The sequence below is a fragment of the Flavobacterium notoginsengisoli genome, assembly GCF_014207905.1.
In the GTDB taxonomy this organism is placed as follows: Bacteria; Bacteroidota; Bacteroidia; order Flavobacteriales; family Flavobacteriaceae; genus Flavobacterium; species Flavobacterium notoginsengisoli_A.
Genome location: NZ_JACHLB010000015.1, coordinates 3279 through 5678 on the forward strand (window position 1 = coordinate 3279; position 2400 = coordinate 5678).

Sequence of the window (2400 nt, forward strand, 5' to 3'; positions counted from 1 at the left end):
GTTGTGGAGAATAACGGAGTCGAACCGTTGACCTCCTGCGTGCAAGGCAGGCGCTCTAGCCAGCTGAGCTAATCCCCCGTTTTGAATCTCAGATTTTAGAATTCAGATTTTAGATTTCCTATTCTTCTCTAATTTCCTTTGGTGAATCCCAGCTTCCAGAATTTCCTTTCGGCCTTAAGATTTTAGTAGTCCCGGGCAGACTCGAACTGCCGACCCCTACATTATCAGTGTAGTACTCTAACCAGCTGAGCTACGAGACTCTGTCTTCTTAATTCCTTATCATTTCTTTTAAATTAACAGCAAGAGCAATACAATCCCAGATTCCAAGCCTTAGATCGGCATCTGTTTTCCCAATCGTGCCTCTCGGCTAACATATCGGGCTCTAGAAAGGAGGTGTTCCAGCCGCACCTTCCGGTACGGCTACCTTGTTACGACTTAGCCCTAGTTACCAGTTTTACCCTAGGCAGCTCCTTGCGGTCACCGACTTCAGGCACCCCCAGCTTCCATGGCTTGACGGGCGGTGTGTACAAGGCCCGGGAACGTATTCACCGGATCATGGCTGATATCCGATTACTAGCGATTCCAGCTTCACGGAGTCGAGTTGCAGACTCCGATCCGAACTGTGACCGGCTTTATAGATTCGCTCCTGGTCACCCAGTGGCTGCTCTCTGTACCGGCCATTGTAGCACGTGTGTAGCCCAAGGCGTAAGGGCCGTGATGATTTGACGTCATCCCCACCTTCCTCACAGTTTGCACTGGCAGTCTTGTTAGAGTTCCCGACACTACTCGCTGGCAACTAACAACAGGGGTTGCGCTCGTTATAGGACTTAACCTGACACCTCACGGCACGAGCTGACGACAACCATGCAGCACCTTGTAAACTGTCTTGCGAAAGATCTGTTTCCAAATCGGTCAGTCTGCATTTAAGCCTTGGTAAGGTTCCTCGCGTATCATCGAATTAAACCACATGCTCCACCGCTTGTGCGGGCCCCCGTCAATTCCTTTGAGTTTCAAACTTGCGTTCGTACTCCCCAGGTGGGATACTTATCACTTTCGCTTAGCCACTGAAGTTGCCCCCAACAGCTAGTATCCATCGTTTACGGCGTGGACTACCAGGGTATCTAATCCTGTTCGCTACCCACGCTTTCGTCCATCAGCGTCAATCCATTGGTAGTAACCTGCCTTCGCAATTGGTATTCCATGTAATCTCTAAGCATTTCACCGCTACACTACATATTCTAGTTACTTCCCAATAATTCAAGTCCTGCAGTATCAATGGCCGTTCCATCGTTGAGCGATGGGCTTTCACCACTGACTTACAAGACCGCCTACGGACCCTTTAAACCCAATGATTCCGGATAACGCTTGGATCCTCCGTATTACCGCGGCTGCTGGCACGGAGTTAGCCGATCCTTATTCTTACGGTACCGTCAAGCTCCTACACGTAGGAGTGTTTCTTCCCGTACAAAAGCAGTTTACAATCCATAGGACCGTCATCCTGCACGCGGCATGGCTGGTTCAGGCTTGCGCCCATTGACCAATATTCCTCACTGCTGCCTCCCGTAGGAGTCTGGTCCGTGTCTCAGTACCAGTGTGGGGGATCTCCCTCTCAGGACCCCTACCCATCGTAGCCTTGGTAGGCCGTTACCCTACCAACAAGCTAATGGGACGCATGCTCATCTTTTACCGTTGTGACTTTAATTATAAGGTGATGCCACCCTATAATACCATGGGGTATTAATCCAAATTTCTCTGGGCTATCCCCCTGTAAAAGGCAGATTGCATACGCGTTACGCACCCGTGCGCCGGTCTCTGCTCCCGAAGAAGCATACCCCTCGACTTGCATGTGTTAAGCCTGCCGCTAGCGTTCATCCTGAGCCAGGATCAAACTCTTCATCGTATATTTTAATAATGTATATTCGATGCTTTCCCTTTTGGCTTTTTCGAATCCTGCGATCCTACTGCTCTTATTATTTGTGTTCCGATTTGCATCGGAACGGCTGTCAATTCAATATGTCTACGAACGTGTCTTAATCTTGTTGCGCCTGTGTCTCAAAGCGGGTGCAAAACTAAAAAACTTTTTTGTTTCTCGCAAGAAAAACTTGAAATTTTTTGAAGCTTTTTTTTCGCCTCATTTTCCAAACTTTTCTTCCAATACCTCAAAGAGCTTTCCGTGTTTTGCGGGGTGCAAATGTAGAACGCTTTTTCAAAACCTGCAAGCTTTTTTTGAACTTTTTTTTTTCGAAAATTTCTTTCCGTTTCATTCAAGCTGCCTGCCAGTATTTCTGTGAACGTTTTCGCTGTTGCGGGTGCAAAAGTAGAACCTTTTTCCAGTTATCCAATACTTTTTCCAAGCTTTTTTCAATCTTTTTTCGATCTTTTTCTTAACCTGCTGATAAC

2 tRNA genes and 1 rRNA gene are annotated in these 2400 nt (G+C 47.5%); all 3 read right to left on the reverse strand.

The features are described 5' to 3' along the window. Positions 1-4: 4 nt before the first annotated feature. The 3 genes from HNP35_RS23700 to HNP35_RS23710 all read right to left on the reverse strand — a co-directional run bounded on the left by HNP35_RS23700 (position 5) and on the right by HNP35_RS23710 (position 1900). Positions 5-78 (reverse strand) — tRNA-Ala (locus tag HNP35_RS23700). Between the two features lie 108 nt (positions 79-186). Continuing rightward, a tRNA-Ile gene (locus HNP35_RS23705) sits at positions 187-260 on the reverse strand. Positions 261-386: 126 nt separating this feature from the next. Beyond that, positions 387-1900: ribosomal RNA gene (locus HNP35_RS23710) — 16S ribosomal RNA — on the reverse strand. Positions 1901-2400: the final 500 nt, after the last annotated feature.